This window comes from Algibacter sp. 2305UL17-15, assembly GCF_040720935.1.
Classification (GTDB): domain Bacteria; phylum Bacteroidota; class Bacteroidia; order Flavobacteriales; family Flavobacteriaceae; genus Jejuia.
This window is the reverse complement of sequence record NZ_JBFDAE010000006.1, coordinates 125,967-149,188: the sequence shown is the minus strand read 5'-3', so window position 1 is coordinate 149,188 and position 23,222 is coordinate 125,967. Positions and strand designations below refer to the sequence as shown.

Sequence of the window (23,222 nt, the reverse complement as noted above, 5' to 3'; positions counted from 1 at the left end):
GTTTGTCTTTTTATGAAGCGAATATGCGTTTCCAACTTTTCTTTTTAAGCTGAATATTGGTATTGTTTTGTTGGTTGAATTTTGAAACAATTTCCTTCTCGTGAAGTTTATAGAATTCTGGATCAAAATTAGCATCGGCTAAATGTTCCAGAACATGTTCTACAGATTGTTTTTCAGTAAGCATTGTGTCAAAAAACTCGTGTCTCATTCGTATGCCGAAGGTGTTTATACCAATAAATTCACGCGTATTTTTATCATAATTAATATGAATACATTTTGTGCCACTTTCATGTTCCCAATAAAAGCGAGCTTCATGTGCTTTAGCTTCTGCCCAAACCCACCCATAAGTTTGGTATTCTATATCAATAAATTTTGCGGAATTAAACCAATGCCCGGGTTTGTATTTTATGCGATTGCCACAAATGGTTTGTGCCACCGTTTCGCCCATCATTCTGCCTGTGTACCAAACCGCTTCAATCGGTCTGCGTTGGTCTATACCTTCGTGTTGCTCTGCGCAATCGCCAATGGCATATACATCTGGAATATTAGTTTCTAAGTAACGATTTACTTTTACACCACGATCAGTTTCAATTTCAGAATCTTTTATAAAATCAATATTAGGCGACACACCAGCAGTTAACCCAACCACATTACACGGAATTTCCTCGCCAGTTTCTTGAACAATTACCGATTTTACTTGTCCGTTTTCATCTGCAACAATCTCTTTTAAATTTGAAGACAAGCGCAAATCTATACCAGCCCTTCTTATTTCTCGGTTAATCATGTCGCTTTCGCCTTTTGGCAAAACACCATTCCAAAAACTGGTTTCTCTTACCAAAAACGTTACAGGAATATGTCTGGAATGTAGCATTTCTGCCAATTCAATACCAATTAATCCACCACCAACTATTACAGCTCGTTTACATACTTTATTATCTGGCGCATATGTTTCAAGATTATCTAAATCCTGTTTGTGGTACATGCCCATAACGCCTTTTAAATCTTGCCCTGGCCAACCAAATTTGTTCGGTTTGCTTCCAGTTGCGATAATCAATTTATCATATTTTAACCTATCGCCATCTGCGAAATGAAGTGTTTTAGATGCCGTTTCAATCTGTTTTACAAACCCTTTTTTAAGTTCAATCCTGTTTTTCTTCCAGAACCAATTTTCGTAGGGTTGCGTGTGCTCAAACTTCATATGACCCATATATACGTACATCAATGCAGTACGCGAGAAGAAATAATCGGTTTCAGCAGAAACAATGGTAATTTTTTTTCCCTGTGCTGAATTTATTTCAGTATTGGACAGTTTTCTAATATGCCTGGCAGCGGTTACGCCGGAAATTCCGTTTCCTATAATAACGATGTGTTCCATATTCTTTTGGTTGTTGAGGTAATAGGTCGAAGTTAAAGATAAGAACTTAAGTTCGGCTATTTAATTTAGAACAAGTTTAAATTGATTACCTTTTGTAAGGAATTGTAAAGCTATAAGACGTGAAAAATCTTTTGATTTTTTTGAAAGTTTATTGGTGTTATGCAGACTTAGGGTTCAGTAATTTGAAATTTAAATTAATTAGTGATGAAAAAAATCATAGTAATAGCAACTGTTTTATTAGGAAGTTTTTATACGCAAGCACAAGATTTAAATGCGTTTTTTAATAAAGCCGACGCGTTTTTTAAAGCCAATGTATCAAACGGAAAAGTGGCATATTCTAAAATCCATGAAAATCCGCAAGAACTTAACGAGATTTTAAAAATAGCGGAAGGGATTTCAGTTGATAAAAACGATGCTGAAAACTATCAGGCCTTTTGGATTAATACGTATAACTTATCTGTTATAAAAGGACTAATAGACAACTATCCCACTAAATCGCCAATGGATATTGCAGGTTTTTTTGATAAAACAACACATAATCTAGGAGGTAAAAAAATTACTTTAAATGATATAGAACATAAACTATTAAGAGGGCAGTTTAATGATGCACGATTTCATTTTGTGTTGGTGTGTGGCGCACTTGGGTGTCCGCCATTAATAAGTCAAGCCTATCTTCCAAACACTTTAGATGAACAACTGGAAACTCAAACTAAAAAAGCGATTAATGGTGATTTTATAAGAGTGAATGAAAAGAAAAAACGTGTACAAGTATCCCAAATTATGAGCTGGTATAAAGGCGATTTTAAAACGAAGGGAACAGATGAAATCGATTTTATAAACAAGTACAGAACAGAAAAATTAGAAGGGAAATATAAACTGAGTTACTTTCCTTATGATTGGACTATTAATAAGCAGTAAAATTCCTGCGGAGGCAGGAGTCTTTTAAAAATCGAACCAAACTAAGATTCCTCATGAAGCTTCGGGATTCAAGGGAATGAAAAACCAAACCGAATTATGAAAAAAACAATAGCACTACTAGTTTTTACCGCCATAACATTTACAGGGTTTTCCCAAGAAGATGAAGACCAACAAAAGAGTAATATTCAAACCTACACGCCTTCAAAATTATTGAAGAAAGGGCAATGGGATATCAAGTGGTTTAATAATTTATATACTGAAACTAAAGATTTATTTGGAAACCAAGAAGGAACACAAAAAAGAGATATACCCAGAAACTCATTTTTCACGTCGTCAGTAGATATATTTACAGGTGTATCTGATAGTAATACATTTAATGTTGGATTATTATTTGAGATTCGTTCTAATGCGATTGGAGGAAGAAAAGCTCTCGATGTGTTTTCTTTTGATGGAGAAAGAGGTACTGCACGTTCTGGTTTCACTTCCTTTGCTCCAGCAGTAAAGTTTAATCCAATTAAAAGTGTTGGTAATTTTACCATTCAAACGGCATTTCACATCCCTTTAGTGGATAACGAAAGTGAAGAAGGTGTATTTTTGGATCAAGATGGTTTTATATTTCAGAATAGGTTTTTCTACGACCACAGTTTTGCTGGCGGAGATTGGCAAATATTTACAGAATTAAATACGGAGTATAATTTTGGGGAAAAAGCAAGTTTTGCATACAATAGTTTACGTTTAACGCCTGGTGCTTTTTTAAGTTATTTTCCAAGTTCAAAATTTACGGTGTTAGGTTTAGTTCAACACATTCAACTGATTTCTTTTGGAGGAAATGATCTAGGGGAGAACGATTTTAACCAAAATGCAACAATACTTGGTGGTGGCGCAAAATACCAACTAACAAATGAATTAAACATTGAGTTTTTATATTCAAACTTTTTTAGAGGTAAAGCAACTGGATTAGGGCAAACATTTAATATCGGGTTAAGAGCATTGTTTTAGTAGAATTATCAGATTAAATAGTAAATTAGGAGTTTAAAAGCTAAATCAATGAAGCTCTTTAAACTCCTTTTTTTTATGCTATTACTCAATTTTCAGTCTTGTAATACACAAACTGAAAAAATCAATGGAATTAGTTTTGTAGCTTCAAGAGAGGCCGTTTCTGATAAACATATACATCCAGTTGTAAACGTTAACGCGAATTATGCAGCCATTATGCCTTTCGGATTTATTAAAGATTTGTCGCATCCAGAGATTGTTTTTAATACGCAACGTCAATGGTTTGGAGAAACCAGAACAGGAACAAAACAATATATAGAGGAGCTGCGCAAGAAAAAGATAAAGATTATGTTGAAACCCCAAATTTGGATATGGCATGGGGAGTTTACGGGATATTTAGAAATGAAAAATGAAACGGACTGGAACACCTTGGAAGATTCGTATTTAAAATTTATTTTAGAATACGCTAAATTGGCTCAAGAAATGGAGGTTGAAATTTTTTGTATAGGCACAGAATTAGAACGATTTATAAATCATAGAGCAGCCTATTGGCAAGACTTAATCCTGAAAATAAAAGCTATTTATAAAGGCAAATTGACCTATGCCGCCAATTGGGACGAGTTTAAACGTACGCCATTTTGGAGACAACTAGATTATATCGGGATTGATGCCTATTTCCCGGTAAGCGATAGTAAAACTCCAACTTTAGAAGCATGTTTAAAAGGATGGGGAAATCATAAAAACGTGATTATGAATGCGTCTGAAACCTATGATAAACCTATTTTATTTACTGAATTTGGTTATAGAAGTGTAGATTATACAGGAAAGCAACCATGGATAAGCGATAGACGTATGAATCAGGTTAACTTAGAAGGACAAGCCAATGCCACCCAAGCTTTATTTGAAATCTTTTGGAAAGAAGATTGGTTTGCGGGAGGGTTTCTTTGGAAATGGTTTATCAATCACGATGAAGTAGGGGGCGAGAAAAACACCATGTTTACACCCCAAAACAAACCGGTTGAAGCTTTATTACGTAAGCATTATAGAACAAGCTCAAATGAATAAATTAAAATACATACTAGGTTGCATTTTGTTTGTATGCTCATGTGCAACGGATACTGATGATAATCTTATGATAACTTTAGATTCCTATACTTCAAACAAAACGATTGAAAAAGGAGGCGTAATAGCCTGTGCAGCCAGCGATAAAGATACAGGAGAAATATTGACGTTTTATTATCCAGAGGAAGGTGCTACAAATATTCGATTTTATGAAACCGAAAACGCTCAAGTGAATCATGAAGAGTATTCAAATTATAAACAAATGTTTCCTAAAAGTGATCCTTTTTTTAATGGCTATTTAGGGAAATTTACCCAATCTTCAACTCATGAAAAATGGATTATAGTCACTTTTGAATTGGATGGTGAAATAAAAATTTCAAACCCAATTAGGTCTAAACACATTTCGAAACCAACGGTTTGGACAGATGCAGTTACTATAGATCAATCCATTTCAGGAATGCCAAATTTTACATGGGAAGCTAATGCCATAGGTGGTAATGCTATTTATTTTCAAGTCATTTCAGATGCTCAAGATAATTTATTGTCCGGGACTTATACCTATGACAGCCATTTTCAATATTACAATACGAGCAATGTGGTGTTGAATATTACCACCAAAACACCACCGCCCTTAATTCAAACTGAAGATTATAATTTCACTTTAATGGATGTAAGTCTAGATAATTGGGTAAATTGGGTTGTTTTAAAATCGTTTGAAGCACAATGATTAAAAGATATTTAGTTTTTATTTTAGTTGCCTTTTTTGCCTCATCAATATTCTCTCAGGAAAATATGGTTGACGATGTGAAAATTCAAGGCAATAAAAAATTAAAATCTTCTTTCGTAAAAAAAATAGCCTCTCTTAAATCTGGCGATGTTTTGGATTCTTTGTTAATTGAAGAAGACATGAAACTCCTCAAAAGATTGCCCTCAGTATCTCATGCATCTTACCAAGTTTTTCCTGCAGAAGGGAATCAATATAATATTTTTTACAACATCGAAGAAAATTTCACGCTCATCCCATCGGTAAATTTTTATACCACCGATGATGATGAATTTGCATACAGAATAGGACTTTACGAATTCAATACGTTTGGGAGAAATATAGCATTCGGAGGTTTTTATCAAAAGGATATTTATGATTCTTATGCCATTAACTTTAGAGCACCTTTTTTGTTTTCCCGTTATTTAGGACTTGCTGTTAATTATCAAGATTTAACCACCCAAGAACCTGTTTTTTTTGAAGGTGAAACGGCAAGCTACAAATACAATAATGAATCCATGGAAATTTTGGGGTTGTACCGAATCGATTATAATAACCGTTTTGAATTAGGCGTAAATTACTTTGTAGAAGATTACAGATTTAAAGGGGATAATATAAATAACAGACCTGAATTAAATGTGCATAAATGGCTCGCTAAAGGGATTTATGAATTTAATAACCTCGATTATTCATATCAATACATATCAGGTTTCAGAAGTATTTTTAATTTTCAGTATGTAACTTCTACAAACGATATGCTCCCAGATTTTTTTATCGGTTGGAACGACTTTTTTTATTTCAGACGCATTGGCGAAAAAGGGAATTGGGCAAGTAGATTGCGCATGGGCTTATCATCAAATGATGAAACACCTTTTGCACCCTTTTCAGTAGATAATAATTTAAATGTTCGAGGTGTTGGAAACACCATAGATAGAGGTACAGGGGTTATTGTTTTAAACACAGAATACCGCCACACACTCTACGAAAAATATTGGTTTGTGCTTCAGGGCAATGCCTTTATTGATGCAGGTACATGGCGAAACCCGGGAGGTGATTTTGGCGATTTCAGTAAAAAAGACAATGTAAAAGTGTATCCAGGTTTAGGCTTGCGTTTTATACATAAAAAAATATACAACGCTATATTTAGAATTGATTATGGGTATGGTATTACAGAAGGTGCTACCAAAGGTCTTGTATTCGGTATTGGGCAGTATTTTTAGCTATATTAAATCCTCGAATAATGTTATCCGAGGATGTATTAAGATTTCTAATTACTCCAATACAATAACCAAATCTTCTGAATTCACCATAAACCCTGTTTTTAAAACAATTTTCTTTACGGTTGCATCAGTATTGGCTGTAATTGTTGTTTCCATTTTCATGGCTTCAATAATAAATAACGGTTGGTTTTTGGTTACTTTTTCTCCCTTTTTTACCAAAATAGTAGATAACATACCCTGTAATGGCGCGCCAATTTGATGGTCGTCAGTTTTATCAGCTTTTACGTTTTCAACCTTGTCAACTTTTATGGAAGTGTCCTTAATTTCCACACTTCTGCCTTGTCCGTTTATCTTAAAATAAACAGTAACCATTCCATCAATATTAGGTGTTCCAATAGATTCCAAGGTCACAAGAATATTTTTACCTCTATCCAATTCAACGATAATTTCTTCGCCTATTTCCATGCCGTAGAAGAAGTTTTTCGTTGGCAAATTCATCAGGTTGTCATATTTTAAATGCTGATTGAAGGCGTCTGTAAACACTTTAGGGTAGAGTTGATAGGATAAAAAATCGGTGTAATCTATTTTTCGACTTAAATCGTGTTCAAATATTTTTTTGAAAGCCTCATATTCGGTGTCAATATCCAGCGGTGGCATGTGTGCGTTTGGTCTATCAGTATAAGGTTCTTGGTCTTTTAAAATAAGCTTTTGAAGTGCTTTTGGGAAACCACCAACGGGCTGTCCTAAATCGCCTTTAAAAAAATCGACTACCGATTGTGGGAAAGAAATAGTATCGCCCCTTTCCAAAACATCTTGTATGGTTAAGTTGTTACTGACCAGATACTGCGCCATATCGCCAACCACTTTACTACTTGGTGTTACTTTTACAATATCTCCAAAAAGGGTATTGACATCGCCATACATCCTGGTGATTTCATGAAAACGCTCTTCCAGACCTAAAGCTCTAGCTTGGGGTTTTAAATTTGAATATTGCCCACCAGGGATTTCATGCTGAAACACTTCTCCAGAACCGGCTTTTAAACCTGATTCAAAAGGATAATAATAGTCTCTAACCGCTTCCCAATAATTGGAATATTCATTTAAAGAATCAATATTTATAGTGCTTGCCCGATCTTGAAATTTTAGCATTTCTACAACCGAGTTAAAATTAGGTTGGGACGTTAAACCAGATAATCCGCCGAGAGCGACATCAACCACATCAACTCCAGCTTCGATAGCTTTTAAATAAGTTGCAGACTGTATGGAAGACGTATCATGGGTATGCAAATGAATAGGAATATTAAGTTCAGATTTTAATGCCGAAATCAATTCAAAAGCCGCATAAGGTTTTAATAAGCCCGCCATATCTTTTACACCTAAAATATGGGCACCTGCACCTTCAATTTCTTTGGCAAGATCCACATAGTATTTCAGATTGTATTTTTTGTTTTCTGGATTTAGAATATCGTTTGTATAACATATGGAGCCTTCCGCCAGGCCTTGGGTTCTTGTGCGTACATGTTCAATACAAGGCCCTAAGGATTTCATCCAGTTAAGCGAATCAAAAATCCTGAATACATCAACACCGTTTTTCCAAGATTGTTCCACAAATTCGCCAATTAAATTATCAGAATAGGCTTTGTAACCCACCCCGTTAGAACCTCTTATTAGCATTTGCAGCAATAAATTGGGCATCGCTTTGCGCAACAATCGGAGTCTTTCCCATGGATTTTCCTGAAGAAAACGCAAGCACACATCAAAGGTTGCCCCTCCCCAAACTTCCATACTGAAGATATCAGGATGGTTTTTTGAGTAACCTTCTGCAACTTTCAGCATATCGAACGTACGCATACGGGTTGCCAATAAACTTTGGTGGGCATCTCGCATGGTGGTATCTGTAAAATGAACTTTCTTTTCATTTTTTAACCATTCCGAAAATTTTTCCGGCCCTAATTTGGTCAGCAAATCTTTAGTGCCTTCAGGATATTTTGCATCCCCATCAAATTTGGGAACTTTAGGTTTTACGAATGTTTTGGTTGGGTCTATCTTTTTTACATCAGGATTTCCGTTTACAACAACATCGCCTAAATACGTAATGAGTTTTGTAGCTCTATTTCTTGGGGCTTTAAAGATAAATAAATCCGGATTGGCCTTAATGAAATTCACGGTCACTTTTCCTTGTCTGAAAGTATCATGTTTTAAAATATTGTCAAGAAATGGCATGTTGGTTTTTACACCCCTAATTCTGAATTCCGCTAAAGCCCGACGTATTTTTCTGCTCGCTCCATCCAAAGTCCTGCTGTTTGCGGTAACTTTAACCAACATAGAATCAAAAAAAGGTGAAATTTTAGCACCTTGATAAATACTTCCTGCATCCAAACGGATTCCAAATCCGGAAGCACTTCGGTATGCTGAAACCGTGCCATAATCTGGTTTAAAATCGTTTTGGGGATCTTCAGTAGTAATCCGACATTGCAACGCATAACCATTTATTTTAATAGCGTCTTGACTGGGGATTTTTATTTGCTCATCCGATAATTTATAGCCACCAGCAATAAACAATTGGGTTTTTATTAAATCTATATTCGTAATCACTTCGGTTACGGTATGCTCTACTTGAACCCTAGGGTTGACCTCTATGAAATAAATAGAATCGTCATCGTCCACCAAAAACTCAACCGTTCCAATATTATTATAGTTTACTGCCTTACATATTTTAATGGCATAATTGTATAAAGCCTGTTTAGTTTCATCTTTTAGTCCATAAGAAGGCGCAAATTCTATCACTTTTTGATAGCGTCTCTGTACGGAACAATCCCTTTCAAAAAGATGCACGGTATTGCCAAAACTATCGGCAACAATCTGTATTTCAATATGTTTTGGGTTTTCAACGAATTTTTCAAGAAATACGGTATCGTCTCCAAATGCGTTTAAAGCTTCACGTTTACTTTCATTAAAAGCACCCTTTAATTCATCGGCTTTTCTAATCACGCGCATACCACGACCACCACCGCCAGATGCCGCTTTAAGCATAATAGGGTAGCCGATTTTTTCTGCTTCCGAAAGGGCAACGTCAATATTTTTTAAAGGTTTTTCATTACTTCGGATAATGGGAATATCATTGTCCAAAGCCACTTTTTTAGCCGTAATTTTATCGCCAAGGGATTTTAAAACAGATACTTTTGGCCCAATAAAAATAATGCCATTATCCTCACAAGCTTGGGCGAAATCGGCATTTTCAGATAAAAACCCGTAACCAGGATGAATGGCATCTACACCATTTTCAAGAGCTACTTTTATAATCGCATCACTATTTAAATAGGGCTTTAAAGGCTCGTTGTCTTCGCCTATTTGGTAGGATTCGTCGGCTTTGTATCGGTGTAATGAATATCTGTCCTCAAACGTATAGATACATACGGTTTTCACATTGATTTCGGTACAGGCTCTAAAAATTCTGATGGCAATTTCTCCTCTATTGGCTACAAGTACTTTTTTTATTTTCAAAATGATGGTTTTTTAGTGGCTGAATAAGTTTCATCTAAAAGTAACTAACATTTATTTATAATTAGGGTTTTCGTTCAATAAGTTGTTGCTATTATTACATCAATGTCGATAAATTTGAGTTGTTTGTTTCTTTTTTAACAAAATCTATTAGTTTTGCTCAAAATAAATTAGGTATGCGCACTTTTGCAATAGGAGATATTCATGGCGGTTTAAAAGCCTTAGTTCAGTTGTTGAATAAAATGGAAGTCAAAGATGGAGACACTTTGATTTTTATGGGCGATTATGTTGATGGTTGGAGTGAATCTGCTCAGGTCATTCAATTTTTAATAGAACTTTCAGAACAAATAAATTGCATATTTATAAAGGGAAACCATGATGTTTGGTGTGAAGATTGGTTGCGGGATGATGAAGTCAATCCAACTTGGTATATGCATGGTGGTAAAGCAACTATAGAGAGCTATGAAGGGGTTTCATCTGAAGAAAAAACAAAGCATTTAGAGTTTTTCGAACGTTTGAAAATGTACTATATTGATGCTGAAAATCGCTTGTTTCTACATGCAGGTTTTACATCGATGCACGGTGTTGAAAGAGAGGTGTTTGAAACAACATTGTACTTTGATAGAACACTCTGGGAAATGGCTCTGACTATGGATAAAGGTATTCAAAAAGATTCGGCAATTTACCCTAATAGATTAAAACACTACAAAGAGATTTATATAGGCCATACACCAACGATTAATTTTGGAGTTGATGTTCCAATGCAGGCTATTAATGTTTGGAATATTGATACTGGTGCTGCTTTTTATGGCAGACTTTCAGGAATTAATATTGATACTAAAGAGGTGTTTCAAACGGATGTTGTAAAAGATTTATATCCTGATGAAACAGGGCGGAATAAGGCTTAGGTTTTGATGAGATTGTTTTTGTAATAAGATGTAAGCTCTCTTGGAGATGCGCCCAGTCTGCTTTTTAAATGAATGCGCCAAAAATAATATTGCGTTCTCCAAATACCGTATTTCTCATAACATCTAGCGGAGGTCGTTAACCATTTTTGAATCACAACAAATTGTTTTCTGGCATACAATTTTTCAATTAAATCATTGTCTTCATAAATTGAAAACTGTTCGTTGTAACCTTCTATTTCTTTAAAAAGTGATGTTGTAATAAACTGACTTTGGTCACCACCTCTACAAGATTTCCAAGGTAATATAGTTAACCAACCTGCCAATTTTAACCACCAATGGTTGCTGTCAAATTTCATTCTGAAACATCCAGCTTCGTTTCCGTTTAGAACTTCTGAAATAATTAATGTATCAAAATTTTTAGGAGGAAAAGAATCGGCATGCAAAAAATAAAGAATATTTCCTTCTGCATATTTTGCGCCGTAATTTAGTTGTTTGGCACGTCCTTTTTCAGAATTTAAAAGTGTGATGTTTTTTATCTGCGATGCTAATTGTTGCGTGCCATCATTACTACCGCCATCAACAACAATAATGTCTTTGATGTTTTCTTTTGAAGAATTTTCTATAAGATAATTGAGCAGATGCGTAATAGTTTCTGCCTCATTCAACGTGGGTATTATTATGGATATTTGTTGTTTCATCTTTAGTATTGAATACAAACATAAGAGGTTTTTAAAACCTGTCAGGTCTGGTTGTTTTATTCATTCAAATCCCAATTGTAATCTTTAAAACGTTTTTTTGCGTTTTTTGATATATTGATTTCAGAATATTTGTTCAGAAAATCGATAAGCGATCCATCTTGTTTAAAATCCTTGGCAAACCATTGGAATATTTTAGAAAGTTCTAAATTATTTTGAGATATGGAATTTCTTTCTGGATCATTTAAAAAATCTTTGGTGGCTTTGGTTAATTGTGCTTCTAAATTTAATGCTTGAAAAGCCTCGTTTTGCAATTTCGGACAGGAATAAGAAGCGCAAACAATAGCGAAATGAATGCGTGGTTCATTCATTTTACGCAGAATTTCATGCTCAATATCTTCTAAATTATACCATTTTTCGCCTAGTTTCCAATGGCGTTGTTTCCAAGGGTCTTTAATGTCTTTGATGCTTTTTATGGGGTAGTGGCGCAGGATTAAATCTATGGTGAAGGCATTGTAGGCGTTTATCCAATAGGCTAATTTTTCATTTTTAGTCCAACTTTTATGAGGTGTATTAGTGCTCAAGTATGTCATATATTCTTGTAGATTTATGTGTCTTTTTTTTAAGTCTGCATAATTAACTAAGCCTTCATCTGAAACATATGCTTTCAGTAATTTATCAAAACCGTCATGATGCGGTTTTTGCATGGCATCTTCAATTGGTTTGGTAGGGCCGCAAATGATAACATTGGTAGTGTCTGTTTTTTTAGGTGTATTTGGGAGTGTATCATTAATTTCAACATTTTTGATAATGCTATCTGTTACTATGGTTGTAGTTTCAGAAGTGGTTGTAGTTTCAGAAGTGTTTTTTTGAGTGCTTTCAATGGCAGGTTTTGATCCAGAACAAGCACATATTAAAAGTGACATAAAAAGAAGTTGTAGGTGTTTCATTTGACGCGTTTGTGCTATTTTTTATGTAGCGGATATAATTCTTGAAGTATAAAACTTTTTGGGAACTGTTCGTCGTTTTCAAATCCTAACTCTATATCCTTTCCGCTGTGCGGAATATAATTTGTTTTAAAAATATAATCCCAAATACTGAGTGTTAGTCCGTAATTAACACCAAACCTAACATGTTTTGGTAATTCTTTGGCATGATGCCAAATATGCATCTCCGGATTGTTGAGAACATATTTTAAAATGCCGTAGTTCCAACCTAGATTAGCATGGTTTAAATGGCCAATTGCAATGCTGAAAAAATAAACAATAGCGACATCTTGTGCTTTATAATTAGCGAGTAATGCCAAAGGGATGTAGCGTAATGAATTATAAACCACAGGCTCCATCCAATGGTAACGTAAGTGTGCTGCAAACCCCATTTCTTTAACAGAATGGTGCACTTTATGAAAGTTCCATAAAAGAGGCACACGATGCAATAAGCGATGCGTATTCCATTGTATAAAGTCGTTCACTAAAAAGAAAATAAATAGGCCTAACCATTTTGGTAAATCATTCGAATCGTACAATTGAAGATCGCTAAGCGATAATCCAACGGTTTTTAAAATGTCATTTAGAAATTCTGCGGCAGTATTTGAAAGCGCAATTAAAACAATAAGATTCAATAGAAAGAAATTAAAGAACATGTAAAACGTGTCCAGCCAAAAATCTTTTCTAAAAATGGATTGATTTTTTCGCCACGGAAATAGAATTTCCAGCAACCAAACTGCAAGTGAAATAATGATTAAACCATAAAAATAGTTATCCCAATGGTTTAGGTCTATTAACTCGTGTTTGAGGTAATTCCAATATCCAGAATAGGAGTTTTTTATGATGTCTAGGTATTTTTCCATGATTGGGATTTTAGACCTGACTGGTTTTTAAAACCTGTCAGGTCTATAGACTTAACAACAGCCGCCACCATCATAATGAAAAGTAGATTCGCTAATAAAAATATCGTCTCTACCAAGTGTTGCTATAGCTCCAGCAGTTTTATCACAAATGGCTAAGGGTTGATTTTTAACCAAAACATGCCCTTTTTTATCATCAAAATAAGTTTCAGAACCATAATAGATAGCTGCCTTTCCAGTAAAAACACACGGGCCATCTTCTGGCATTGGGTCTTTTATGGCGGCAACCTCAATAGATTCAATATAGATTAATTCATCTGTTGGATAATGTTTTGGGTCTAAAATTCTATAAGGTTTTCTGGCTCTAATTTCAATAGTTCCAAAACCAGCATCAGTTAAAGCTTTTACGTATTCTGAAATTGGTAAACTCCCGCTTAAACACAAGGCACGTAAACGTTCGTCGTTACGTAATGTGTCATTCATAGGTTGCTCACAAGTTGGGTCGCTCATTACCAATTTACCATGAGGTTTTAAAACACGGTACATTTCGTCTATGGCCTTTTTCAAATCTTCAGCTTTAAAAATATTGAATAGACAATTTTGAGCAGCCACATCAATGCTATTATCTGCAACTGGTAAGTGCAAGGCATCTCCTTTTTTGAGATCTACAAACTCGCTTTTGAACCAATCGTTTTGAGCTTCAGCTTCCAAAAAGTTTTTACGTGAGGCTTCAAGCATTTCATCTACAACATCAACACCAATAACGCCTCCTTTTTGCCGATTGAAATACGAAAATTGTAATAATTCCATACCGCCACCAACGCCCACATATAGCATTTTTGGGTTATTGGTTAAATCCCTGGCATGCACCGTTGAACCACATCCGTAATTCATCTCTTGCATGATTTTTGGTATTTTTAATCCCGGTAATTCCCAAATAGGGTTTGTGGTGCAGCATAAACCAACGTCCGGGGTTAAGGCTGCTTCTTTATATACGTCGTGGGTTGTTTCTAGGTATGTGCTCATTTTTTTATTCCTGCGAAGGCAGGAATCTTTTTTAAAATTAATAATATTCTTTCATGTTCATCCCGATAGCTATCGGGACGAACCAAACCTGCTTGCCGCAGGCAGGTAGTCAAGACCAAGTTGAGGAATTTATTATTCCAAAAAACCGGAATAATAACCGATTTGAAAACTCCGCGTCGAACTGCGTTCTCCTGTTTTCGGAGCTTTTATTCACCTATTCAGCGCCTTGGCAATCAATTCTGCGAATTGACTTGGGTGTTGACTTTCTATTAGATTTATTTTTATTTCCCAATTAGTTTTCTTCTAAACTCTTTCTATTTCCCACCGATTAAAAACTGTCTACTCATTTTAAATCGTTCCAATCAATTCCCTAAAAAGCGTTACCATATTCGGTTCTGCTTTTCCAGCCATGGCGATAATTTCGCTTATATCAACAGGCGATAAGTTATCTGGGTCGCATTCATCTGTTAAAACTGACACCGCGGCTACTTTTAAATTCAAATGATTTGCCACAATAATTTCTGGAACGGTACTCATGCCTACTGCATCGGCGCCCATTAGTTTTAACATTCTGTATTCTGCGCGTGTTTCTAATTGCGGCCCAACAACACTTACATAAACACCTTCGTGTAGCGTCATGTTATTTGCTCTTGCAATACTTTTGAATTTCGAATTAATTTCTGCATCGTAAGGCGCACTCATGTCTGTAAAGCGTTCTCCCAATTGTGCAACACCTTTAAAAGCCAATGGCGAACCTCCTTGAAGATTTATATGGTCTTCAATCAGCATTAATTCTCCTTTTTTAAAATTCAGATTTATTGCTCCTGAAGCATTGGAAACCAGTAATGTTGAAATTCCCAATTTTTCCATAATCCGAACTGGATAGGTAACGTCTTGAAGTGTATAACCTTCATATAAATGAAAACGTCCTTGCATTACTATTACTTTTTTGCCTGCTAAAATGCCATAAATAAGTTTGCCTTTATGAAACTCAACCGTAGCTGTGGGGAAGTTTGGAATGTGGTTATAACTTACTTCTTTTATGATTTCAACCTCGTTGATAAGTTGTCCTAAACCTGTTCCTAAAATGATACCAATTTCTGGGTTTTCAAAACCTTTATTTTTAAGGTAATCAACAGTTTCTTCAATAAATTTAATCATTCAATTGTTTTATTTTTTCTTGTAATTTAATGTTTGATTTATAAAATTCCGAAGCTTCTAAATCTTCAAACGTATCAATGTCATTTAAAGTTTCGAGTGTTTTAAATGAGATATTATTTTTTTCCAATTGCTGAAGTGTTTCTTCCAGTAAACTAGATTGACTCCATGGTTTATTATCGAAAATACAATCATAAACTTTTGAAAGTCCGATGAGGTAATAACCACCATCAACAGCTGGTCCAAAAACGGTTTCAGAATGATGTAATGCTTTAAGTCCGTTATTAATATGGGTTGCATTGATATCTGGTAAATCAGAGCCTATTAAAACAATACGTTCATAACCATCAGCAAAACCTTTTATAAAAGCATTTTTCATTCGGATGCCCAAATCCTCGCCTTCTTGAATAAATTTTTCAAAACCATTCCACTTTGTGTCCAAGATAGCATCCGAAAAATAGATGCGTTTATCTGCTTCTATTTCAGTTGTGGCTTTTTCGGTAATCTTGACCAATTCGCTATATACTTCAAAAGCGCCTTGATTACCAATAGTTTTGGCAAGTCGGGTTTTTACTTTTCCAAGTTTTATATTCTTTACAAAAACGATGACGAGTTCTTTAGTCATATACTTTTATGCCTTTCTTTAACCATTTGCTCCACTCTCTTGAGAAAGTATGAATAGAATCTGTTGTTTTTTCTTCTGAATTTACCACTTCAAAATCATTATTTTTCCATTCAAAAATACCACCATATAAATTGAATACATTGGTATAGCCTGCTTTTTTGAGTTTTTCTGCAATATCTTCAGAGCGAATACCTAAAGAACAATACACCACAATTTTAGAATCTTTACGCGGTAATTTTTGTTGAATTGAATCTAAGTTGAAAAAATCATAGCCTACGCAAATAGCATCTTTTAAATGACTTGTTTTAAATTCTTTTTCCTCTCGGGAATCTAATAAAATAACAGCTTCTTTTTGATGTTTAAGTGAATCTATCGAAATGTATGGAATGCTTTCTGTGTTTTGGCGTTTTAACATTTTTTCAAGTTTTTTCTGTGAAAAACCTGAAATTGAAATCCCCATTAATATGTAAATGATAACTTTTTTCATACGTTGAGTTTTCCCCTATGGGAAATTAAAGCCCTTTTTTTGTTATGCCACACTCCCTTGGCAACTACTCCCTGCGCCAGCGGTACAGCCGTAACAATGTTGCGAAATTACAATGTTTCTGCCCTCTAACAAATCTTCATTATATTCTGAAATGTGCTTCACTTTGCTGTTTACAGGCAATTCCAGCATCTGGTTAAAATCACAATCGTATAAATAACCGTCCCAACTTACAGAAAGTGTATTGGTACACATTACGCTTTCTACTGCCGAAGGATTATAAGCTTCAACCAATGCATACATATAATCTTCATAATTTTCCGAAGCAATTAAATAATCCAGAAACCTCGCAATGGGCAGATTGGTAATCGCAAACAAATTATGAAATTGAATATTAAAATCTTCCAGTAATGCCTTTTTAAAATCTTTTTCCATAGACGCTTGGTCCCCCGGTAAAAAAGCACCTGATGGGTTATATACCAAATCCAACCGCAAATCACTATCTGGCATCCCGTAACCAATAGCATTTAGTTCTTGTAAGGCCTTTATGGATGTATCAAAAACACCGTCGCCACGTTGTTTATCGGTTTTTCCTTTGGTCCAATGTGGCATGGAACTCACTACATGTACATTGTGTTTTTTGAAAAATTCGGGTAAATCGTAATATTTTTTATTCGCTCTAATAATGGTAAGGTTAGAACGGACTATAAAATCTTGAATCCCTGCTTTGGCTGCTTCTTCCACAAACCATCTGAAATCTGGGTTCATTTCTGGAGCGCCACCTGTTAAATCCAAGGTGTGAGCACCTGTGTTTTTTATGACTTCCAGACATTGTTGCATAGTGTCGCGTGTCATGATCTCTTGTCGGTCTGGACCAGCATCTACATGGCAATGTTCGCACACTTGGTTACACATATAACCAACATTTATTTGAAGTATCTCTAACTTCTTCGCTTTTAGCGGAAACTCATTGGTTTCAGCAATTTTAGTTTTAAACGTTGGTAATTCCCCACTTTGAAAAATACCATTCGATAAAATTTCCAATTGCCTGTTACTATTTGCTAAATCGCTTTCGCGTTTATGTAAAGATTGTGTTTTTACTTTTGTCATACTAATATTTGAGACACCTATTAATTAATTTCAGTAGCGAGTTCCCCTCCTCGGAGGGGTTAGGGGTGGGTTTTTCCCCTTTTTTGAGTCTTTTCTGCATCTATTCTACGCCTTGGCAATCAGTTCTCCGAATTGACTAGGGTGTTGACTTTCTACTAAATTTATTTTTATTTAACAAATCAGTTTTTCAACTTTTTAAACTCCAAACTCCAAACTCCAAACTCCAAACTCCAAACTCCAAACTCCAAACTCCAAACTCCAAACTCCAAACTCCAAACTCCAAACTCCAAACTCCAAACTCCAAACTCCAAACTCCAAACTTATAGAAGTGTGCGGTTCCTCCCCCTATGGGGAGGCTAGGAGGGGCTTTTTTTATCCATCCAATTTATTAACCTTGTTCATCATTTGTACACCATGTACCAAAGTTGCGCCGCTTTTTATGGCAGCACCAACATGAATGGCTTCCATCATTTCTTCTTTGGTAACACCACGCTGTAGAGTGTCTTTTGTATAAGCGTCAATACAATAGGGGCATTGTTCGGTATGTGAAACTGCTAGAGCGATTAATGATTTTTCGCGTGCGGTTAATGCGCCTTCTTCAAAAACCTTAGTGTAATAGTCAAAGAACTTCGTGCCTAGTTCCTCGCTCCATTCTGTGATATTTCCAAATTTCCGTAGATCTGATGGATCGTAATATGTTTTTTGCATTTCAAAAAATTTAGTGTAAATATAAACATCTAGGTTAGTATGTCGCTAAAATTAACGGGACTTAACATTATTGATGCACAATTTTGGGCTTGAATTTTTCGTGGGATTGGATGGAGGCTTTGAGGGTTTTATTGAAAACTAGTTGTGAATTTTAACTTTTCAGAATTCAAACTTTTTAATCAACTAAAAATAATGAATTTGATAATATTAGAAATTTGAACAGTCCTAATTAAGGGAGCTTACACGGTGTTTTGGAATTTTATAGGCTCTTCAATTGATATCTAGATTGGAATATGTGCGAATTTGTGCTTAATGGTAGTGAAATAGAACACCTTCGCAACTATAGGTTAGAGATTAGACTGGCGTAAATTGAACATGTTTATGGTTTACGGATTGGTATTTCCACTAACTCCAGCTCTCAACATTTCCTTAACTAGTCCGAAAATCATATTATTCACATCTTCTTTAAATTCCTTATTGTCAGAATAGTGCTTGTAAAAATTGAAATTCGAATTTATATGTTTTAGCATTTCATCTGCGACAACTTTGTCATTCGTTATTTTTGCGTTCTGTTCATCTGAATATTCCATTGAATTTTTCATTTCTTGATTATTCATAACGCCTTCTGCAATATCTACAGCCATTTTACGGACTTTATCTGTGTCTTCAAATTCAGTTCCGTAACGATCATTAAAGGTTTGAAGAATACTGGAAAGTCGGTCAATTTCTGGGTCGTTTACGCCTCCGCGCATTTCGGTTGGAATTGGTTTCAAATCTTCTCCTTGTTCCAAAACAACATGTGTAGTCGATTCCAATTGCAATCGGTAACTATCCATATCAATAGTGTCCAAAATACCTTGTGCAAAATCTTCAGAAGTATCTCCACCTAATTTGTTTTGTAAGTGATTGAGGAAAATATAAAGCCTTTCCAAATACGCGTTTTCAAATTCCACTATTTGAGAAAGGAAAATATACAAGCGCACATACGTTTTAACTTTTGCTCTAAAATCTGCTTGTTGTTCTTCTTCTAAATCATTTCTAAAAACAGCGCTTGATTCATCCAATAAAGCATGTAATTGGTCAACAGGAACATTGTCGAGTATTTTGTTTGAAAATGCTGAAACTTGCTCTCTGTTGTACACTTGATAATTGTCTAAAGCATCTTGCAAATCAAACAGTTTATTTGGGTCTGTTTCTTCTCCTAAAATGGTACTTTCAAAATAGGGTTTAAAAGCGCTTTCAATATCTTCTGCGGTATTGGCAAAATCTAAAACAAACGTGTCTTTCTTTAGTGGATGACTTCTATTTAAACGTGATAGTGTTTGAACAGCATTTACACCACCTAATTTTTTATCTACAAACATGGTGTGCAGTAAAGGTTGGTCAAAACCTGTCTGAAATTTATTGGCGACCAATAAAAAGCGATAGTCGTTTTTCTCAAATTCATCTGGAATTTTAGCACTCGGAAAACCGTTTAAACTGCTTTCTGTTTCGCCATCAATTTCTCCAGAAAAACCAACAACTGCTTTGTATGGGCTATTAATGGCTGCCAAATAGTGATCAAAAGCCTTTTTGTATTTTACAGCATTTGCACGACTACTAGTAACCATCATCGCTTTTGCCTTTCCGCCAACTTTTTTATTTAGATGTTCCAAAAACTGGTTAATCATTAAAATAGCTTTCTTTTTTATGGCGTGTTCGTGACTTTCTACATACGCTTTTAGTTTCTTTTGTGCTTTCTTTTTGTCGTACTCTGGGTCATCTTCTATACGTTTTAATAAAGCGTAATAACTCTGATAAGTGGTGTAATTCTGTAACACATCTTTAATAAAACCTTCTTCAATGGCTTGTTTCATTGAATACAAATGAAACGCTCTAAATTTGGTTTTTCCATCGTCTTGATAAGGCACTCCAAAAAGCTCTAAAGTCTTGTTTTTTGGTGTTGCAGTAAAGGCGAAATAACTTGCATTGTCCAACAGTTTTCTAGACTTAATGAGTGCTCTAATTAAATCTTCTCCTGTGACGTCATCATTTTCGTTTTCATCATAATTTTCAAGGTCAGATTGTAGTTTTTCTTCATCTGAAACTTTCGCTAATGTTTCGTTAAGCTTACGCGCCATTTGCCCGCTCAAACTACTATGCGCTTCATCTATGATGATTCCGAAATTATTCCCTGGTAAATCCCCGATTTCCTCAACAATGTGAGGGAATTTTTGAATGGTGGTTATAATAATTTTTTTGCCTTCTTCTAAAGCTGTTTTTAATTGTTTACTGCCTTCTGTGATGGCTTGAACAACACCTTTTACTTGTTGGTATTGTTTAATGTTATCTCTAATTTGTTTGTCTAAAACTCTACGGTCTGTGATTACAATAACTGTATCAAAAATGGTTTTATCGCCTGCTTTGTTATGCAATCCAACCAATTGATGCGCCAACCAAGAAATGGAATTACTTTTTCCTGAACCTGCTGAATGTTGAATTAAATATTTTTGTCCAGCACCTTTTTCTTGTGCATCAACTAAAATATTACGGACGGCTGTTAATTGATGAAATCTTGGAAAAATCAGTTTCTTTACTTTCTTAATTCGCTTTTTGCCTTTAGCATCTACATATTCTATTTCTTCGGAAATTATTTGTGAATAGTTTTGAATGATATTCGTTAAACTATCTTTTGTTAATACGTCTTTCCACAAATAATCGGTTTTAATACCGTCTTTTGGCGGATTTCCAGCTCCGTTTTTATAGCCTTTATTGAACGGTAAAAAGAAGGAACTTTGCCCTTTTAATTCGGTACACATCCAAACTTCTTCTGTGTCAACAGCAAAATTGACCACCAAGCGACCAAAACGGAATAGTTCTTCGTTTGGGTCTCTGTCGGTTTTGTATTGTTTTATGGCGTGTTCAACATTTTGTTTAGTGAGTTCGTTTTTTAACTCAAAACTGATAATTGGTAAACCATTGATAAAGGTTACAATATCTAGCGATTTTTTATTTTGCGGCGAAAAATACACTTGGCGCATAGCCGAAAAAATATTGGCTTGGTACAAGGTATCTGCCTTTTGGTTATATGCCGAAACTGGTTTATCATAAAACAAGCGAAGCTTGGTATCTGTAAAACCATCTACAATGCCTTTTCGCAATACTGCAATAATACCTTTTTGTTTTATTTGGTCGTTTAGGCGTTTTACAATTTTTTGTTTGTATAAGTCTTTATGGTAATGTTTTAATTTATCTAATGCTTTGGCTTGTGTTGTTTCTAAAAATTGAAACAACATAGCTGCATCAATACAATTACTATTATCATAATTTTTATTTGCTCTTTCTACATAGTTATTGCTGTCAACTAGGTAATCAACAATATGGGTTTCAAAGCCATTTTCTTTTGTATTGGTGGTTTTACTCATTACCGCTTTTTTTATTAGGGAGATTTTTAGTCATTTTATCAAAATCTGATAAATAATTTCTGTCTTGCTCTATTCTAAAAACATCATATTCGCTTTCTGCTTTTAGTTTAGCTTCTAATGCCGATATTTTTCCTTTATCTAATAATAGAGGGTAATCGGATAATTCTAAAAACTTATCTAAAAAAACCACCCAATCTTTCATATTCATCACAATACCTCTTTCAGCTCTGTTTTCTGCCAAATCTAAATACGCAGTTACTAACCTTTGTAACTGTTTTAAATGTTCTTTTTCTAAGTAATTTTTAGCAATACCTACATCACTTTTTAATATTTTACCGTCAGGTGCATTTTTCCAAGTTTTTAAACCCATTGCTATTTTTTTTGCATCTGCTTGTGTGTAGATAATTTCGGCAGCTGTTTTACCTTGTATTGCCCAATGCAATTTATTTTGAGTAGTTGCAAAAAAGTTTTTAGTTATAAAAGCATCTTTGTTGTAATCTGCTGAAAGAGCGTAGATGTCGGTTATTTTTTGATAAAAACGTCTTTCACTTAAACGTATCTCCCTAATACGTTCTAATAGTTCATCAAAATAGTCCTGACCAAAATGTTTCATTTGTTTCAGACGTTCGTCATCCATGGCAAAACCTTTAATGATGAATTCGTGCAATATTTCCGTTGCCCATTTTCTAAATTCTATGGCTCTGGATGAGTTTACACGATAACCAATAGCAGTTACTGCTCTTAAATTGTAATATTTGGTAGTATAATTTTTACCGTCTTTAGCAGTTGTTCGGAATTCCCGAACAACTTCATTTTCTTTCAACTCTCCATCTGCAAAAATATTCTTAAAATGCTCACTTATAGTAGATTTTGATTTTTCAAATAATTCACAAATTAATTTTTGAGTAAGCCATAACGTATCGTCTTTAAAATAGACCTCTATATTTACTTTACCTTTTCCTGTTTTGAAAATAACAAAATTGGGTATTTTTTCTAATTCACTCATTTGTCTTGAACCTTGATTAGTTTTGATTTTCTTGATTACTTGATTTTGAATTATTGTGCACCCGTTTATGTTGCAAACTCCTTGAACCAAAATTGATGAGTAGTCCAATTTCTAAATTATATGCTTCTACATAATTCATTGCCTGGGCCAAATGCACATCTTCAAGATTTATGACGGCTTTTATTTCTACCATAATTTTTTCTTCTACAAAAAAATCTACTCGTCTTGTGCCAATGTTATATCCTTTGTAACTTAAATTCATTTCGTGTTCGCGACTAAACTCTATGCCCTGCATTTTCATTTCAATTGCCAATGCTCTTTGATAGACCACTTCTTGGAAACCATTGCCCAAATGTTTGTGGACCTCCATTGCACAGCCTATAATTTTATATGTCAGTTCTTTATGTTTCATTTCTT

At 34.8% G+C, this 23,222-nt stretch carries 21 protein-coding genes; 6 read left to right on the top strand and 15 right to left on the bottom strand.

Features of this window, described 5'->3' with window-relative positions; translation table 11 throughout:
• Positions 1-10: 10 nt before the first annotated feature.
• On the bottom strand, positions 11-1,375 hold the full coding sequence (locus tag ABXQ82_RS08380) for an FAD-dependent oxidoreductase (protein ID WP_367057703.1): 1,365 nt from the start codon (positions 1,373-1,375) through the stop codon (positions 11-13).
• 204 nt (positions 1,376-1,579) lie between these two features.
• Between ABXQ82_RS08380 and ABXQ82_RS08375 the strand changes: the two genes are divergently transcribed.
• The 5 genes from ABXQ82_RS08375 (at position 1,580) to ABXQ82_RS08355 (ending at position 6,334) form a co-directional block, all read left to right on the top strand.
• Complete coding sequence (locus tag ABXQ82_RS08375) at positions 1,580-2,293, top strand: DUF547 domain-containing protein (protein ID WP_367057700.1); 714 nt, start codon at positions 1,580-1,582, stop codon at positions 2,291-2,293.
• Positions 2,294-2,389: 96 nt separating this feature from the next.
• Positions 2,390-3,292: a hypothetical protein gene (locus ABXQ82_RS08370; RefSeq protein WP_367057697.1), complete on the top strand. Its 903-nt coding sequence runs from the start codon at positions 2,390-2,392 to the stop codon at positions 3,290-3,292.
• Positions 3,293-3,367: 75 nt separating this feature from the next.
• Positions 3,368-4,354, top strand: coding sequence for a glycoside hydrolase (locus tag ABXQ82_RS08365; RefSeq protein WP_367057694.1), 987 nt, complete (start codon positions 3,368-3,370; stop codon positions 4,352-4,354).
• A complete protein-coding gene (locus ABXQ82_RS08360) occupies positions 4,347-5,078 on the top strand; it encodes a hypothetical protein (RefSeq protein WP_367057691.1) in 732 nt (243 codons plus the stop codon). The genes ABXQ82_RS08365 and ABXQ82_RS08360 overlap by 8 nt, the downstream gene beginning before the upstream one ends.
• Entirely contained in the window at positions 5,075-6,334 is a 1,260-nt protein-coding gene (locus ABXQ82_RS08355; protein ID WP_367057688.1) for a POTRA domain-containing protein, read from the top strand. The genes ABXQ82_RS08360 and ABXQ82_RS08355 overlap by 4 nt, the downstream gene beginning before the upstream one ends.
• Before the next feature lie 51 nt (positions 6,335-6,385).
• Here ABXQ82_RS08355 and ABXQ82_RS08350 read toward each other — a convergent pair whose 3' ends face one another.
• On the bottom strand, positions 6,386-9,838 hold the full coding sequence (locus ABXQ82_RS08350; protein WP_367057685.1) for a pyruvate carboxylase: 3,453 nt from the start codon (positions 9,836-9,838) through the stop codon (positions 6,386-6,388).
• Between the two features lie 173 nt (positions 9,839-10,011).
• On the opposite strand from ABXQ82_RS08350, the gene ABXQ82_RS08345 reads away from it, so the two are divergent.
• Complete coding sequence (locus tag ABXQ82_RS08345) at positions 10,012-10,743, top strand: metallophosphoesterase family protein (protein WP_367057682.1); 732 nt, start codon at positions 10,012-10,014, stop codon at positions 10,741-10,743.
• Here ABXQ82_RS08345 and ABXQ82_RS08340 read toward each other — a convergent pair.
• The 13 genes from ABXQ82_RS08340 to ABXQ82_RS08280 all read right to left on the bottom strand — a co-directional run bounded on the left by ABXQ82_RS08340 (position 10,740) and on the right by ABXQ82_RS08280 (position 23,217).
• Positions 10,740-11,441, bottom strand: coding sequence for a TIGR04283 family arsenosugar biosynthesis glycosyltransferase (locus ABXQ82_RS08340; RefSeq protein ID WP_367057679.1), 702 nt, complete (start codon positions 11,439-11,441; stop codon positions 10,740-10,742). The genes ABXQ82_RS08345 and ABXQ82_RS08340 overlap by 4 nt on opposite strands.
• A 56-nt stretch (positions 11,442-11,497) precedes the next feature.
• The gene (locus ABXQ82_RS08335; RefSeq protein WP_367057676.1) at positions 11,498-12,388 is read right to left on the bottom strand and encodes a DUF547 domain-containing protein; all 891 of its coding nucleotides are present in this window, start codon (positions 12,386-12,388) and stop codon (positions 11,498-11,500) included.
• A gap of 14 nt (positions 12,389-12,402) precedes the next feature.
• Positions 12,403-13,287, bottom strand: a complete 885-nt coding sequence (locus ABXQ82_RS08330; protein ID WP_367057673.1) for a sterol desaturase family protein — start codon at positions 13,285-13,287, stop codon at positions 12,403-12,405.
• A gap of 51 nt (positions 13,288-13,338) precedes the next feature.
• Positions 13,339-14,310, bottom strand: a complete 972-nt coding sequence (gene arsM, locus ABXQ82_RS08325) for an arsenosugar biosynthesis arsenite methyltransferase ArsM (protein ID WP_367057670.1) — start codon at positions 14,308-14,310, stop codon at positions 13,339-13,341.
• Between the two features lie 348 nt (positions 14,311-14,658).
• Positions 14,659-15,471 (bottom strand): purine-nucleoside phosphorylase, encoded by an 813-nt coding sequence (locus ABXQ82_RS08320; RefSeq protein ID WP_367057667.1) that lies wholly within the window; start codon positions 15,469-15,471, stop codon positions 14,659-14,661.
• Positions 15,464-16,093: a TIGR04282 family arsenosugar biosynthesis glycosyltransferase gene (locus ABXQ82_RS08315; RefSeq protein ID WP_367057664.1), complete on the bottom strand. Its 630-nt coding sequence runs from the start codon at positions 16,091-16,093 to the stop codon at positions 15,464-15,466. Before ABXQ82_RS08315 ends, ABXQ82_RS08320 begins: the two co-directional genes overlap by 8 nt.
• Complete coding sequence (locus ABXQ82_RS08310) at positions 16,086-16,580, bottom strand: rhodanese-like domain-containing protein (protein WP_367057661.1); 495 nt, start codon at positions 16,578-16,580, stop codon at positions 16,086-16,088. The genes ABXQ82_RS08315 and ABXQ82_RS08310 overlap by 8 nt, the downstream gene beginning before the upstream one ends.
• Positions 16,581-16,622: 42 nt before the next feature.
• Positions 16,623-17,687, bottom strand: coding sequence for an arsenosugar biosynthesis radical SAM (seleno)protein ArsS (arsS, locus tag ABXQ82_RS08305; RefSeq protein WP_367057658.1), 1,065 nt, complete (start codon positions 17,685-17,687; stop codon positions 16,623-16,625).
• Between the two features lie 195 nt (positions 17,688-17,882).
• A complete protein-coding gene (locus ABXQ82_RS08300) occupies positions 17,883-18,005 on the bottom strand; it encodes a hypothetical protein (protein WP_367057655.1) in 123 nt (40 codons plus the stop codon).
• Between the two features lie 54 nt (positions 18,006-18,059).
• Positions 18,060-18,395: an arsenosugar biosynthesis-associated peroxidase-like protein gene (locus ABXQ82_RS08295; RefSeq protein ID WP_367057652.1), complete on the bottom strand. Its 336-nt coding sequence runs from the start codon at positions 18,393-18,395 to the stop codon at positions 18,060-18,062.
• Between the two features lie 386 nt (positions 18,396-18,781).
• On the bottom strand, positions 18,782-21,799 hold the full coding sequence (locus ABXQ82_RS08290) for a type I restriction endonuclease (protein ID WP_367057649.1): 3,018 nt from the start codon (positions 21,797-21,799) through the stop codon (positions 18,782-18,784).
• Positions 21,792-22,805 (bottom strand): virulence RhuM family protein, encoded by a 1,014-nt coding sequence (locus ABXQ82_RS08285; RefSeq protein ID WP_367057646.1) that lies wholly within the window; start codon positions 22,803-22,805, stop codon positions 21,792-21,794. Before ABXQ82_RS08285 ends, ABXQ82_RS08290 begins: the two co-directional genes overlap by 8 nt.
• Before the next feature lie 16 nt (positions 22,806-22,821).
• Positions 22,822-23,217 carry a GxxExxY protein gene (locus tag ABXQ82_RS08280; RefSeq protein ID WP_367057643.1) on the bottom strand — a complete coding sequence of 132 codons (396 nt, stop codon included), beginning with the start codon at positions 23,215-23,217 and terminating at the stop codon, positions 22,822-22,824.
• Between the last annotated feature and the right edge of the window lie 5 nt (positions 23,218-23,222).